This window comes from Paracoccus mutanolyticus, assembly GCF_003285265.1.
Lineage (GTDB): Bacteria > Pseudomonadota > Alphaproteobacteria > Rhodobacterales > Rhodobacteraceae > Paracoccus > Paracoccus yeei.
Genome location: NZ_CP030239.1, coordinates 2,931,118 through 2,944,749 on the forward strand (window position 1 = coordinate 2,931,118; position 13,632 = coordinate 2,944,749).

Annotated in this window: 12 protein-coding genes and 3 pseudogenes; 10 read left to right on the forward strand and 5 right to left on the reverse strand. The window is 67.0% G+C overall.

From position 1 onward, the window contains the following. The first annotated feature begins 137 nt into the window (after nt 1-137). Together DPM13_RS15960 and DPM13_RS24020 are read left to right on the forward strand one after the other, a co-directional pair. Nucleotides 138-470, forward strand: coding sequence for a fumarylacetoacetate hydrolase family protein (locus DPM13_RS15960; protein ID WP_262983159.1), 333 nt, complete (start codon nt 138-140; stop codon nt 468-470). Between the two features lie 249 nt (nt 471-719). Next, nucleotides 720-1,024: pseudogene (locus tag DPM13_RS24020) on the forward strand (antitoxin of toxin-antitoxin stability system); the annotation flags it as partial. A gap of 711 nt (nt 1,025-1,735) precedes the next feature. Here DPM13_RS24020 and DPM13_RS15975 read toward each other — a convergent pair. Continuing rightward, nucleotides 1,736-1,885, reverse strand: a pseudogene (locus tag DPM13_RS15975) (IS3 family transposase); the annotation flags it as partial. A 667-nt stretch (nt 1,886-2,552) separates the two neighbouring features. Here DPM13_RS15975 and DPM13_RS25325 point away from each other — a divergent pair. The 4 genes and pseudogenes from DPM13_RS25325 (at nt 2,553) to DPM13_RS15995 (ending at nt 6,024) form a co-directional block, all read left to right on the forward strand. Next, entirely contained in the window at nt 2,553-2,678 is a 126-nt protein-coding gene (locus tag DPM13_RS25325; RefSeq protein WP_262983160.1) for a hypothetical protein, read from the forward strand. 395 nt (nt 2,679-3,073) lie between these two features. Continuing rightward, a pseudogene (locus DPM13_RS15985) lies at nt 3,074-3,689 on the forward strand (IS256 family transposase); the annotation flags it as partial. A gap of 381 nt (nt 3,690-4,070) precedes the next feature. After that, a protein-coding gene (locus tag DPM13_RS15990; protein ID WP_112888378.1) for an IS3 family transposase occupies nt 4,071-5,074 on the forward strand; the annotation gives its coding sequence in 2 pieces (ribosomal slippage) (nt 4,071-4,284 and nt 4,284-5,074; 1,005 coding nt in all). Between the two features lie 119 nt (nt 5,075-5,193). Further along, nucleotides 5,194-6,024 carry a GntR family transcriptional regulator gene (locus DPM13_RS15995; RefSeq protein WP_223252099.1) on the forward strand — a complete coding sequence of 277 codons (831 nt, stop codon included), beginning with the start codon at nt 5,194-5,196 and terminating at the stop codon, nt 6,022-6,024. A gap of 3 nt (nt 6,025-6,027) precedes the next feature. On the opposite strand, the gene DPM13_RS16000 is transcribed toward DPM13_RS15995, so the two are convergent. Next, nucleotides 6,028-7,077: an NAD(P)-dependent alcohol dehydrogenase gene (locus DPM13_RS16000; protein WP_112888379.1), complete on the reverse strand. Its 1,050-nt coding sequence runs from the start codon at nt 7,075-7,077 to the stop codon at nt 6,028-6,030. 100 nt (nt 7,078-7,177) lie between these two features. Then, nucleotides 7,178-7,858, reverse strand: a complete 681-nt coding sequence (locus DPM13_RS16005) for an SOS response-associated peptidase (RefSeq protein ID WP_112888380.1) — start codon at nt 7,856-7,858, stop codon at nt 7,178-7,180. A gap of 558 nt (nt 7,859-8,416) precedes the next feature. Between DPM13_RS16005 and DPM13_RS20045 the strand changes: the two genes are divergently transcribed. Together DPM13_RS20045 and DPM13_RS20050 are read left to right on the forward strand one after the other, a co-directional pair. Continuing rightward, a complete protein-coding gene (locus tag DPM13_RS20045; protein WP_145963435.1) occupies nt 8,417-8,602 on the forward strand; it encodes a hypothetical protein in 186 nt (61 codons plus the stop codon). Further along, on the forward strand, nt 8,599-9,465 hold the full coding sequence (locus DPM13_RS20050; RefSeq protein WP_145963436.1) for a hypothetical protein: 867 nt from the start codon (nt 8,599-8,601) through the stop codon (nt 9,463-9,465). The genes DPM13_RS20045 and DPM13_RS20050 overlap by 4 nt, the downstream gene beginning before the upstream one ends. A gap of 206 nt (nt 9,466-9,671) precedes the next feature. On the opposite strand, the gene DPM13_RS21335 is transcribed toward DPM13_RS20050, so the two are convergent. Continuing rightward, nucleotides 9,672-9,842, reverse strand: a complete 171-nt coding sequence (locus tag DPM13_RS21335) for a hypothetical protein (RefSeq protein ID WP_189654736.1) — start codon at nt 9,840-9,842, stop codon at nt 9,672-9,674. 64 nt (nt 9,843-9,906) lie between these two features. Between DPM13_RS21335 and DPM13_RS27745 the strand changes: the two genes are divergently transcribed. Beyond that, nucleotides 9,907-10,470, forward strand: a complete 564-nt coding sequence (locus DPM13_RS27745) for a hypothetical protein (protein ID WP_449579229.1) — start codon at nt 9,907-9,909, stop codon at nt 10,468-10,470. Between the two features lie 249 nt (nt 10,471-10,719). Here the strand turns inward: DPM13_RS27745 and DPM13_RS20055 are convergent, their stop codons facing one another. After that, complete coding sequence (locus tag DPM13_RS20055; protein WP_145963437.1) at nt 10,720-11,055, reverse strand: hypothetical protein; 336 nt, start codon at nt 11,053-11,055, stop codon at nt 10,720-10,722. Between the two features lie 419 nt (nt 11,056-11,474). Between DPM13_RS20055 and katE the strand changes: the two genes are divergently transcribed. Then, entirely contained in the window at nt 11,475-13,595 is a 2,121-nt protein-coding gene (katE, locus tag DPM13_RS16020; RefSeq protein ID WP_223252100.1) for a catalase, read from the forward strand. Nucleotides 13,596-13,632 lie beyond the last annotated feature (37 nt).

A 13,632-nucleotide genomic window follows, 5' to 3' on the forward strand; every position in this document is an offset into this window, starting at 1 on the left:
GGCCGATCTGCCTGCCGTTGGACCAGGCCGAACTTCGACGGCGGCCGATCATGGTAGTCGATCTCGACGCCGAACCCAGTGTGATAAGCAGGGTGCGGTGCCCTTGTCATCCGTCGGACCCCATCGTCCTGCCGGCTTTGCCGGATCGCGACATCCATCACGAATGCGAACTGGCCGTCGTCATCGGCAAGGGCGGGCGGGGTATTCCCCGCGAGCGGGCGATGGAGCATGTCTTCGGCTATTCCTGCCTGCTCGACATGGTGGTGCGCGGCCGCGAAGAGCGGGTGATGCGCAAATCCTTCGACAGCTTCTGTCCGCTGGGTCCGCATATCGTCACCGCCGACAGCATCCTGCTCTCGATCCAGCCTGAGCATGACGGCACGCAGCTTTGGAACGCGACGAGAACCGAGCGACCCCGGCGGACATCCTGTCCGTCAGAGGCGGGCGTTTTATTCGTTTCAAGGGGCTGAAGGGCAGGGGCGTTGCAAACTGTGATCGCGGCGAATGCGCGCTCGACTGCGCGTTCCTCGACGGGTTCGGCGTCTGGTTCAGCCTCGATCTTCCATCAGCGAAAGCGCCAGGCTGCAGTTCCCAATGCTGGCTGTCCTCGGGTTCTGGCAAGGAGTGATCCCTATTGTGATGGTCGACCCGTACGCTCCGCTGTCCTGCTGCGTATCACAAGCCCACCCATCTCAAGCGGCTCTGCACCCTCGGGATATGCGGTCTATGAGGATTTTGAGCGGATCTGCGAGATCCTTGGCATCCGCCTCAAGACCACCTCCGTCCGCCTGATGGGCGGCGGGATGGGGCAGCGGCTCTGCATCTGGTTTTCCGGCTTCTGGAGCCAGGGCGATGGGGCCTGCTTCGAGGGCTATTCAGCCACCGCAAGCACGCCTCGCGCAGGATCAGGAAATACGCGCCGCAGGATACCGAGCTTCACCGCATCGCCGAAGCGCTGCAGTCGGTCCAGCGGCGCAATTTCTACCAGCTGCGCGCGGAGGCCAGCCATCGCGGACATTATTTTACCCGAATGCCGCATCTTGACCTCTGTCGAGCGTGATAGCCGGACAGGTAGGACATGACCGCCGCCTCCACGATGGCGGATTTCGAGACATTGCGGCGCAGCGCCACCGAGCGACGCAGCGCCAGCGACGCAGCGCCATCGCCTCGATCTGCGGAATGAGCGCGGAGTCGAAATAGAGATTCAGGCGCCTGCGATCTCGCTTCTTTTCTCCGTCCGGCCGGCGCTACGGCCGATGCAGCTGTCGACAGGGATCGGACAGGTATCGTGATAGATCAGGTCCGGATGAAGTGTGCCTCACATACAGCAAACCAATCATGCATCGGCGGCGACCTCATAAGCAAAGCGAATCGCCATAGTTGAGCGAAGCCGAATGCGACTAGCAAAGCACCCTCGCCCTTAGCCGTCGGCGACCCTGACGCTGACCGACGCCGCAGTTACCGGCGCCGCCCGCAAACCCAAGCCCGGAGATCAACGTGCCGCCACCTCAGCTACCGACATAGCGCCGTCCCGCGTCGATCAGCGCCTCCGCCACCGTGCCTGCGAAACACCAGACATCGGCGCACCAGATCGCCCCAGATAGCTCGGCCTGCGATCACCGGCACCCAGCCATAGGCCGAGGTATCGACCGAATGCGGGATGCGCAGGAAATCTGCATCCTTGCCCTGGGCATCAAGGTCGATGCCCGACCAAACCCTGCCCTTGACTTGCCCGGATCACCTCGGTCTTGAACAGACCGATGATGCTTTCGGCGAGAGCGTTGTCATAGGAATCCCCCACACTGCCGACTGAGGTATCGATGCCTGCCTCAGCCAGTCTCTCGGTGTATCGGATCGACAGATACTGGCTGCCCCGATCACTGTTTTATCCGAAATTGGACCTGCATAGGACCATGCAAGATGGACTATCTGATGGTCCAAGTCAATATCTGCGATCATTGAGACAGGAGACGGAATGCCGGGACGGGTTTGAGCCAGTGCGGTCGAGAGGAGCCCTGCGCGGCATCATACTGCCATCTCTCTGATGGCATCCCCTGTTGCAAGTACTTCCGCCGCCGTGGCGCTTCCGGCCGCGACCATCACAGTATTCCTTCGATACTGGCGTCGCTGTCTATCAGGCAGCGCTTCTCCTGCTTCCCCATCACGAACGTGACGCATTCGCTGCACCTGCCCCTGGGCGCCTGCGGGTCGTGGACCGCGCTTTATACCGGTTTGCGCAAGCTGTGCGACGACGTGGTCGCCGCATCTGTATCTGGAGGCCACGGTCCTGTTCCCGCAAACACGAGAAATGGGCTTATTCCGTACACCGGGTCTCAGGCAACCAGCCTGCCGCTGCTCACGAAGGTTGCCGGCCGATGCCCACCATGCGCGCCGGCGCCGATGTGGGCTGACTAATGGGCTGGAGTTCGAGGGTTTCCGCCCGCCTGATCGCCGCCAGCGCCGCCGCCATCCCGCCCGCCGACCGGGTTCGAGACCATCGGAGGAGCCGGGCGGCCGGCCATTCTGGCCGATATCGCCGGCGGCACTCGGTGTTGAACGAGCTGGCCGATCTCGCGCCGAGCTTCTCGCCGACCTCGTTTCCGGTCAATCCCGGACCCTTCGACGCGGCGCAGATCCACGACCATCTCGATCCGAGCATCGTGCCAGCGTCGTGCTGATGAACCCGCATCGCAGGACGCAGAACTGTTCCTGTTTTCCGCCGACGACGCGGCCGGGCTCGATGCAGCGCTGGCGCGTCTGGAAGCGCGGGCGGCGGGGCTGAGCTTGGCGGAACTGGCCGAAGCGGCGGCCTTCTGTGCCGCATCGGCCGGTGCACACCTGCAAGGGGTTCCGCGCAATTATCGGGCAGGAGGATTCGGCCGGCAAGGGACTATTATGACTAATCTTTCTCAATTCCGTGACGACGCGGCGCCAGGAAAAAGGGCAGGCCGGCATTGCGCCCGACCTGCCCCGTGATGGCAGGGTCGGCGATCAGTTCGTCGCCCCGCGCCTGCCGGTCGATCCCGCGATCTCGGCTCCTGCTGTCGTCCCGGCCGCACCGAAAACCGTGCGCGGCTATCGCGAGCGCGCCCTTGATACCCGCCTGGGCACATTGAACCTGCGCGTGCCGAAGCTGCGGCAGGGCAGCTACTTCCCGGGCTTCCTCGAGGCGCGCAAGACCTCGGAACAGGCGCTGGTGGCCGTGATCCAGGAGGCCTGGATCGCGGCGTCTCCACCCGTCGCGTCGACGATCTGGTGCAGGCGATGGGGCTGAACGGCATCTCGAAGAGCACCGTCTCGAAGCTCTGCAAGGAATGAGCCGGGCCAGAAAGCGATCCGGTGGATCGTTTTCCCGGCGAATGACGAACGCGTCGGCGAGTTCCTGAACCGTCCGCTGACCGGCGAATGGCCCTATGTCTGGCTGGATGCCACTTACCTCAAGGTCCGCCAGGGCGGGCGGATCGTGCCGGTGGCGGCGATAATCGCCGTCGCGGCCAACACCGAAGGCCGCCGCGAAATCATCGGTCTGGGCATCGGGCCCTCGGAAGCACAGACCTTCTGGACCGAGTTCCTGCGGTCCCTGCGCGCCCGGGGCCTCGGCGGCGTCCGGCTGGTGATCAGCGATGCCCATACCGGCCTCAAGGCCGGCCATTGCCCGGGTATTCGAGGCGACCTGGCAGCGCTGGCGGCACCCTCGACTGGCAGATGACCGGCCTCGGCGCCTCCCGCCTCGCCATCAAAGGCCGATGCGTCCGGTCGGTGCAATCGCAGTGCCGAGCTGGCGCTGAGGATACGCCCGAAGGCGGCGTCACCAACGTGGACTACACGCTGGACGACGCCAAGAATATCGGACCGGTGCGGAGAAAGACAAGTCATCAGGGCAAGCATCGTCGGCATCGACGGTCCTCCTGGCCGGGCAAGCGAGGGCAGCCGCCGGAATGGCCCGGTGGCAGGGTAATCCTCGTGGTGGATCAGCGGGTCAGGGTTCTCACGCCCGGAGACTGTCGCTCAGGCGGTGCACGATGGAGAGACCCGCTGACTGATGTTCCGGATCAGAGCGGACTGGTCGCCTGGCGGAGGGCGGGCTGCCCGTTTCCGAGCTTTGCCGCGAGCATGGGATCAGCAGCGCGACGTTTTACAAATGGCGCGCGAAGTTTGGCGGCATGGATGCATCCATGATGAGCCAGATGAAGGCCCTCGAGGATGAGAACAGGCGACTGAAGCGCATGTTCGCCGATCTCAGCATGCAGGCCGATCTGCTTCGAGAGGCTCTGGGAAAAAAGTGACGCGTCCAGCTCAGCGCCGGGAGCTGGCCGAGAAGGCGGTGGCGACGAAGGGGGTTAGCATCGCGCTGGCCTGCCGGGCGTTCGGCGTCAGCGAGACCTGCTTTCGCTATAGTCCGAAGCGTGACGACGAGAACGAGATGATTGCCGATCTGCTGGTCGGGCTGACGAATGTCCACGAGACCTGGGGTTTCGGCCTGTGTTTCCTACACCTGCGGAACGTCAAAGGACATGTCTGGAACCACAAGCGGGTCCACCGGATCTACTGCGAGTTGGAGCTGAACCTGCGGATCAAGCTGCGGCGCAGGCTGAAGCGGGAGAAGCCCGATGAACTGGCAGTTCCAGAAGCCCCGAACCTGGTCTGGTCGATGGATTTCATGGCCGATCGGCTGGCCGACGGGCGGCAGTTCCGGCTGCTGAATGTGCTGGACGACTTCAACCGCGAGGGGCTGGGTATCGAGGTCGATTTTTCGCTGCCCGCCGAGCGGGTCGTCCGAGCCCTGAACCAGATCATTGAATGGCGCGGCAAACCGCTGGCGATCCGGGTCGATAACGGCCCGGAATACGTCAGTGCCACGCTGACAATCTGGGCCGAGAAGCAGGGCATCGCCCTGACCTACATCCAGCCCGGAAAGCCGCAGCAGAACGCCTATGTCGAGCGCTACAACCGGACGGTTCGGCACGAATGGCTCGACCTCTACATCTTTGAAACCATCGAGGAGGTGCAGCAGATCGCCACCGAATGGCTATGGACCTACAACAACGAACGCCCGAACATGGGCAACGGCTGATTGCACACGCCGCCATGAACGGAAAAGCCAGCGTCAGTTCCGCGGTCGCGGCCCCGTATCGGGATCGAACTCGAGCCGCTGCGAACGCGTGCTGGACGAATGCTCGCCGGCCGCACAAGGTGGCGATTCTGCGCCGCCGTGCTGCAGGTCGCTGGCGGGCAACGGCAGGAGTGGCCAGCCGGATCCCCACACCCACCTTGCCCGGGCATATCGTCTACGATATCGTCGCCCCATGCCGGGACAAGGGGACAGCGCATGCCGTTGAACGATATTCAGGCCCCGAACCTGGGCGCCGCGCCCACGGCGTCGGACGTGATCCTGAAATTCCTGCGCAACGCCATCTCGGACGGTTCCCTGGACGAGGGCGAGCCGATCCGCCAGGACGAGGTTGCCTGCGGCTGTTCAACGTCTTCGGCCCCGGACAGGCGCTCGAACGGCTCGAGGCCGAGGGGCTGGTCGCATTCCAGCGCAACAAGGGCGCGGTCGTCACCTCGGTCTCCGAACCCGAGATCGCCCAGATCTTCGAAACCCGCGCCATCCTGGAATCGAATGCCATCCGGCTGTCGGTGCCGCACATGACCGAGGAGACCTTCCGCGAGGCAGAGGGATTCTGCGACGCCTTCGCCCGGGAAACGGACGTGGCGCAGTGGTCGGCGCTGAACTGGCAGTTCCACAGCCGCCTTTACCTGGATGCGCAGCGGCCTTTCCTGGTCAGCACGATCCGGTCGGTCAACGACCGGCTGGAACGCTATCTGCGGGTCCAGCTGGCCCTGTCTGCCGGGCAGGGCAAGGCCGACCGCGAACATCGCGAGATCCTTGCAGCCTGCCGGGCGGGCGATGCAAACCGGGCCGAACGCCTGCTTTACGCCCATATCATGGGCGCCTGTTCGTCGCTCCTGCACCACCTGCCGGGGAACAGGGGGCAGGGCCAGGGCCCGCCCGCCGGCTGACGCTCATCCCGCCATCGTGGCGATGTCCATGACGAAGCGGTACTTCACGTCGCCCTTCAGCATGCGTTCGTAGGCGGTCTCGATCTCGTCTGCGCGGATCATCTCGATATCGGCCACGATGCCGTGCTCGGCGCAGAAGTTCAGCATCTCCTGCGTCTCGGGGATGCCGCCGATCATCGAGCCCGCGAGGCTGCGCCGCTTCATGATCAGGTTGAAGACATTGGGCGAAGGATGCGGGGTTGCCGGCGCGCCGACCAGCGTCATGGTGCCGTCGCGTTTCAGAAGCGCCAGGAAGGCGTCCAGATCGTGCGGCGCGGCGACGGTGTTCAGGATGAAGTCGAAGCTTTGCGCATGGGCCGCCATCTCCTCGGGGTTGCGCGACACCACGACCTCGTCGGCGCCCAGTGCCCTGGCGTCCGCGACCTTCTCGGGCGAGGTGGTGAAGGCCACGACATGCGCGCCCATGGCATGGGCCAGCTTGACGCCCATATGCCCGAGGCCGCCGATGCCCACGACGCCGACCTTCCTGCCCGGACCCGCGCCCCAGTGGCGCAGGGGGGAATAGGTGGTGATGCCCGCGCAAAGCAGCGGCGCCACGGCGGCCAGTTGGTCTTCGGGGTGGGTGATCTTCAGCACATAGCGTTCGTGGACCACGATGGCCTGGGAATAGCCGCCCAGGGTATGGCCCGGCGGGTCCTGGGTCGGGCCGTTGTAGGTGCCGACCATGCCGTCGCAATAGTTTTCCAGCCCCTCGGCGCAATCCGGGCAGTCCTGGCAGCTGTCGACGATGCAGCCCACGCCGACCAGGTCGCCGGGCTTGTGGCTGCGCACATGGCTGCCGACCGCGGCGACGCGGCCGACGATCTCGTGCCCCGGCACGCAGGGATAAAGCGTGCCCGCCCATTCGCTGCGCGCCTGGTGCAGGTCCGAATGGCAGATACCGCAATAGACGATCCGGATCTGGACATCATGGGGCCCGGGTTCGCGGCGGGCGATCTCCATCCGCTCCAGCGGATGGTCCGCGGCCGGGGTTCCATAGGCAAGGACGGTCATGGCGTGCTCCTTGGTGTGCGGGGCCCGACGAGGCAGATTCGCGGACCGTTCGGTGTGGCATCATGCCTGCCCCCGGGCGGGGCGTCGATCCCGGGCGGGATCAGCCGGCATCTTCGCGCGCGCCTTCGGCGACGATGCGCAGCAGGCCGTCGGGCAGGGGGCGTTGCAGGGCCAGCGCCTCGGGCGCGGGGGCGGTCAGCCACAGGCGCCATTCCGCGGGCTCGGTCAGGATCACCGGCATCGCCTTGGGGTGGACCGGTGCGACCTCGGCGTTGGGCGGGCAGGTCAGGAAGCCGAACAGATCGGCGGCGACCTCTCCCTCTTTCAGCTTGCGGACCGAGGTCCAGCGCGTCCAGATCCCGGCAAAGAAGGCCAGCGGCCGATCCTTGGCCAAGGCGAACCAGACCGGATGGTTGCGCGGCGCCCCCGGCCTGCCGTCGATTTCGGAAAAGCTGGTGAACGGCACCAGGCAGCGGTGCTCGACCCCCAGCCAGCGGCGCCAGTGGGGCGAGGCACATTGCGGATGTTGGTGACGCCCGCGGTCCGTGCGCTTGCCCTTGAGCGCGAAGGCCGGCGAAGGCATCCCCCAGCGCGCCCGCATCAGCTGCACGCCGGACGGCGTCCTCCGGACGATCGGGGCCGGATAGTCGGGAAAGATGCCGGGTTGCGCGGGCAGGTTGCCGGTCAGGTCCTCGATCACCTCGTCGTTGTCCTCGACGACCGCGTCAAGGACATGGCGCAGCCGGTCCTGGCTGGCGATCTGGGCGTAAAGATTGCACATTGGCGGCTCCGGCGTGGGGGGCGTGGCGGGAACAATGCCAGAACGCGGGGCAGGGGGAAAGTGCCTTGCCGCGCCTTGTCCGGGGGGCGTCCGACACTTTGGCGCGCGGTCCGCCATAAGCCCCGGAATTCACAAAGCTTGCCATGAGGGAACAGGCCCGCAGCGGCGGCGTTGGTGTCGCGACGCTGCGGAGAAGCCCGTGGACCTGCCCTTCATCTTGCCCGGTCTTCGCGCCGATGCGCCCCGATCACGCAGATCCGCGTGGCGGTGCCGATCCGCAACGAAGCCGAGCGGCTGGAGGGCTTGCTGACCAGTCTTGCCGAGGCGCCGATGCCGTGGCCCTGCGGGTCGCGCCGGACGCGGTTGCGAACAACTGCACCGACGGCAGCGCCGCCCCGCTGCGGGCCTTTCGCCATCCCGCCGTGACGCTGGACCTGACGCGATAACCGTGCCCGCCCGCGAGGCAAGCGATCGGCCGCGCCGGCTGCTGGCGAGGACCGGGCGGCCGGAGCGGCGCGCTGGTGATGACGACCGCGCGGATTCGGTCGTGGACCCCGGTTGGAAATCGCGGCGCGCGTCGCGGTCGACGCCTACGCCGCCCGCGTGCGAGTGGTCGAGGCGGATCTGGCCGATCCGTCCTGGACAGCCAAAGTGATGGAAGCAGCCCGATCTTTATCGGCCCTCCCCGGCTCGCTGGTCTGGACCGTCACTGCAGCGACCGCACGACCGGGCGGCAGCCCATGACGACCACATCCGCATTATTTCCATCTGGCGTATGCTGCCCTTCCGCGCCGCCGCATCGCCATATCGGCTGGCTGCCGGCGCTGTGTGCCAGCGAGGACCGGGCGCTGGTCCATCTGGCCGGGACCCATGGGCTGGCGATCACCTACAGCCGGGACATGCGCGCCCGCGCTCGGGGCGGCTGGACGGGCGGGGGCGGGCGCCATGGCGGGATCCTGCGAAGCCGGATGCAGGACGACGATCCGCTGGCCGACCAGGCCATGCTGGCGCCCGAGTTCCTGGCGAGCTGTGGCAGCGGGCGAGGACCGGCCTGCTGCCGCCTATCCCGACCGCAGCCTGCCGGTCGGCCGCCGCCTGCGCGCCTCGGACCTCGAGGCGCGCCTTGCCCCGGTTGCGCGCATTCGTGGACACCACGGTGCGGCCGCAAGAGGCCGACTGGCGCGCGCTTGGGGCGGGGCGGTCTGATACGGCAAATCGACGACGCCGGGCGCCTGCTGGCCAGCGCCCCACCCGATGGCGAGGGGCCCCTGCGGGCGACCCTGGTGGCCGCGCTGCCGACAGCGGACTGCTGGCAGCCTGCGGGCACGCTGGACCATCATCCGGGCGACCCTCGGGTGCTGATGCGGGCCCTGGTCGCGGTCGGGCGCGCGAACCTTTCCGCGGGCCGCCTGTTCGAAGGGCATGTGAACGCCGTCAAGCTGCTGCATCTGCACGGCGGGCCGACCGACGGCATCGCGAAAGGCGAACTGCGGGGCGTCTGGGCGCCGACGGGCCCGATCCCGCGCATATCCGGGACGGGGTCCTGCACGGGCAGAAGCTGTTCGCCAGCGGCGCCGATGTGCTGGACCGGGTCATCGTCGCGGTGAAGCAGCGGGACGGCCGCCCCCAGCTTCTGTTGCTGCGCCGCGATCAGTTGCAGGGCCGGCTGTTCCCCGAGGAATGGGCGGTGTCGGGGATGAAGGCCACGGCCTCGGGGCGCTGCGACCTGGAGGGACTGGCAGGCGGACGCTATCCTGCTGGGCGGGCCGGGCGATTACCAGCGCGAGCCGCATTTCCAGGGCGGCGTCTGGCGCTACGCCGCCTCCAGCTGGGGGCGATGCAGGCGCTGGCCGCCATCGCCGCCGACCGTTGCAGCGCCGGGCAGGGCGGACGCGCCCCTGCAGGCCCAGTGGCTGCGCCGGATGATGACCGCCTGCGAAACGGTGCGGCTGTGGCTGGAGAATCCGCCTGCGCCGTCGAGCATCCCTCTGCCAGGCCGGGGCCGAAGGGCGGACGCGCCCCCTGCAGGCCCAGTGGCTGCGCCGGTGATGAACGCTGACGACCGCATGGGCGGGGCACCTTTGCGCTGCATCGACCGCATCCGCCGCGACCTGAGCTTTTACATCCGCCAGGCCGACCCGGACGGGCTGGGCCGCCGCGACGGAACGCATCGCGCATGCGCCGGCCTGCCCGAGGTGGCTGCCATGAGCGGGTTTCTGGACGCGCTGGCAAGTGCCCCGGGATCTCGGTCGATGATCTCTTGGGCGGGCGGGCGCTGGTCGTCCTGTCCTCGCACCCCGATGACGGGACGCTGGGATGCGGTGCCCTGCTGCAGGGTGCGTCAAGCCAGGGTGTGCCCTGCCATGTGGTCTGCGTCACCGACGGCAGCCGGTCGCACTCGAACTCGACGGCCCGCGTCGCGCTGCCAGCGCCGGGCCGAACTTGAGGCCGCCATGCGGATCCTGGCCACTGACGCCCGCCAGCACTGGCTGGGACATGCCGACTGCGCCGTGCCCGAGGATGCCGATGCCGTCGCGTCCATTGCCGCGCTGATCCCGCAGGATGCGCTTGTGCTGGTCAGCGGGGCCCTTGACCCCCTTGCGACCATCTGAGCGTGGCGCGGCTGGCGCAGGCGGTCGGGGCGATCCGCCCTGACATCGCCCTGCGCATGGTGCTTTCTGACCAGCGCAGGCCGAGGTGATCGACCGTGCCGCGCCGGCCCGGCCTGCGGTCCCGATGCGGCGTGGCGGTCCAAGGCGGCGGCGCTGGCCTGTCACCGCAGCCAGATGAGCCCGCTGATCGAGGACGCCCGCAGGCTTGCAGGAGGACTGGCGCCAGGGTCATGGCCTTGACACCGGAGATCATCCTGCGCCAGCCGTGATGTCCTTGACCATCTGCCGGGCTTCGTGCGGCCGAGCGACGATCCCGGCAGCACCGCTCCAGCCCCTTGAGGCCGGCAGTTCAAGCGCACCCTTGCCGCCATCGGCCCCGGCCCCTTTGCCGCGGCGCTGGAAATGGTTGCGGCAATGGCACGCTGGCGCGGCTGCTGGCGCCCCGGGCAGGCGCCTGGTGGCGATGGACTGCATCCCGGCCGCGATCCGGGCGGCGCGCATGGCGCTTTCTGACCAGCCGCAGGCCGAGGTGATCGAGGGGGCGGCCCCCGCCGACCTGCCGCCGCTGATCCCGATCTGGTCCAATGATGATGTGAGCGCATTTAGATTTCGTGCTGCCCACTCCGATCCCATATAAGCAGCTAGAGCCAATCCGCCAATAGCGATGGCCTCGTCAACTGGACCGGCCCCACGGACGAGCCGCTGGGTGGGCCCGGCGCCGTGGCCTGCCTGTCCCGAACCTTGGGCGGGGGCGTGACCGGCGCCTTTCACGGCTTTCGCATCGACGTGTTCAGCCGATGACGGACGGCGCCATGACAGCCTTTGTCGGGAACAAGCGCCGCGCTGGCGAATTGTCTTGCCGGCCAGCGGTGGTTTCGGCAGGGCGCGCCGGCGGCATGCCAGCCTGCGTCGACCCGATCCCGGCACCGTGTTTCCACCTTGCGCCGCGCGGGATCGTGCGGCGCGCCCAAGACCCCGCTTTACAGCCAGCAGGAGACGCTAGCATGGACAAGAAGACGAACCCCGGAAACGCCCCGTCGGAAACGGCCCGGATCCACGACCAATCCGTCGCCCGCGGGCAGGGGGGCGAGCTGCACCAGACCGCGCAGGGGGACATGCCGACCCTGACCACGGCCCAGGGCACGCCGGTCGCGGACGACCAGAACACGCTGCGCCAGGGGGCCCGCGGCCCCGCGCTGCTGGAGGACTCGCATTTCCGCGAAAAGATCTTTCACTTCGACCATGAACGCATCCCGGAACGCGTCGTCCATGCGCGCGGGTATGGCGCGCACGGCTATTTCGAGACCTACGAGTCGCTGGCCCAGTACACCCGCGCCGACATCTTTCAGCGAGCGGGCGAAAAGACCCCGGTCTTCGTGCGCTTCTCGACCGTGGCGGGGTCCAAGGGCTCGTTCGACCTGGCGCGCGACGTGCGGGGCTTTGCCGTCAAGTTCTATACCCGCGAGGGCAACTGGGACCTGGTCGGCAACAACATTCCCGTCTTCTTCATCCAGGACGCCATCAAGTTTCCCGACCTGGTCCATGCCGCCAAGCCCGAACCGGACCGCGCCTTTCCGCAGGCGCAGACCGCGCATGACAATTTCTGGGACTTCATCTCGCTGACGCCGGAAAGCATGCACATGATCATGTGGATCATGTCGGACCGCGCCATCCCGCGTTCCTTCCGCTTCATGGAGGGCTTCGGCGTCCACAGCTTCCGCTTCCTGAACGACAAGGACGAATCCACCTTCGTCAAGTTCATATGGAAGCCCAAGCTGGGGATGCAGTCGGTGCTGTGGAACGAGGCGGTCAAGATCAACGGCGCCGATCCCGATTTCCACCGGCACAGGGTTCTGTGGGATGCGATCCAGTGCGGCGAGTATCCGGAATGGGAGCTGTCGTCCAGCTGTTCGATCAGGATTTCGCCACACGTTCGATGTAGAAGTCCTGGCCCCATCAAGCATTTCATCCCCGAGGAGGTGCTGCCCCCGATCCCCGTGGGCCGCATGGTGCTGGACCGGCTGCCCGACAACTTCTTCGCGGAAACCGAGCAGGTTGCCTTCATGACGCAGAACGTGCCGCCGGGGATCGACTTCTCGAACGATCCGCTGCTGCAGGGGCGCAACTTCTCGTACCTCGACACGCAGCTGAAGCGGCTGGGCTCGCCCAATTTCACGCATTTGCCGATCAACGCGCCGAAATGCCCGTTCCATCATTTCCAGCAGGATGGGCACATGGCGATGCGCAACCCGCGCGGTCGCGTCAATTACGAACCGAACTCGTGGGGCGAGGGCCCGCGCGAGGACCCGAGGAAGGGCTTCCGGTCCTATCCCGCCACGGCCGATGGACCCAAGGTCCGGCTGCGGCCGGAAAGCTTTGCCGACCATTACAGCCAGGCGCGGCAGTTCTATATCAGCCAGACCCCGGTCGAGCAGACGCATATCGCGATGGCCCTGACCTTCGAATTGTCCAAGGTCGAAACCCCCGCGATCCGCGAACGCATGCTGTTGCATCTGCTGAACATCGACCAGGATCTGGCCCGGACGGTCGCGACCAGGCTGGGGCTGCGCGATCTTCCGCAGCCTGCGGATGCGGCGGTCGCGCCGCGCACCGATCTGCCGGCCTCGGACGCGCTGAGCATCATCCTGAACGGGCCCGACAGCTTTGCCGGCCGCAAGATCGGCGTGCTGGTCAGCGACGGGATCGACGCGGCGCTGCTTCAGGGGCTTGAACAGGCGGCCATGGCCGAAGGCGCGATGGTCGAGATCGTCGCCCCGCGCGTCGGCGGCGTCGAGGCGGCGGACGGCACGCTGATCCCGGCCAAGCAGATGATCGACGGCGGGCCGTCGGTTCTTTACGACGCGGTGGCGATCATCGTCAGCCCCGAGGGCGCCGCCGAGCTGGAACAGGAGGCGACGGCGCGCGACTTCGTGGCCGATGCCTTTGCCCATTGCAAGTTCATCGCCCATGTCGATGCCGCCGCCCCGCTGTTTGCCAAGGCTGGGGTGAAACCGGATGAGGGGTTTGTCAGCATCGGCGGACCCGACGATTTCGCGGGCTTCGTGAAGACCTGCCGCCAGCTGCGCCTGTGGCCGCGCGAAAGCAAGGTCAAGCTGCCGGCCTGATGGCGGAAGGCTTCTGCCGCGTGGCCTTGTGCGCCGG

Coding starts and splice junctions, on each gene's coding strand:
- katE (WP_223252100.1), top strand. CDS start 11,475: ATGGACAAGAAGACGAACCCCGGAAACGCCCCGTCGGAAACGGCCCGG.
- DPM13_RS21335 (WP_189654736.1), bottom strand. CDS start 9,842: ATGCTCGACGGCGCAGGCGGATTCTCCAGCCACAGCCGCACCGTTTCG.
- DPM13_RS20050 (WP_145963436.1), top strand. CDS start 8,599: ATGACGACCACATCCGCATTATTTCCATCTGGCGTATGCTGCCCTTCC.
- DPM13_RS16005 (WP_112888380.1), bottom strand. CDS start 7,858: ATGTGCAATCTTTACGCCCAGATCGCCAGCCAGGACCGGCTGCGCCAT.
- DPM13_RS27745 (WP_449579229.1), top strand. CDS start 9,907: ATGAACGCTGACGACCGCATGGGCGGGGCACCTTTGCGCTGCATCGAC.
- DPM13_RS16000 (WP_112888379.1), bottom strand. CDS start 7,077: ATGACCGTCCTTGCCTATGGAACCCCGGCCGCGGACCATCCGCTGGAG.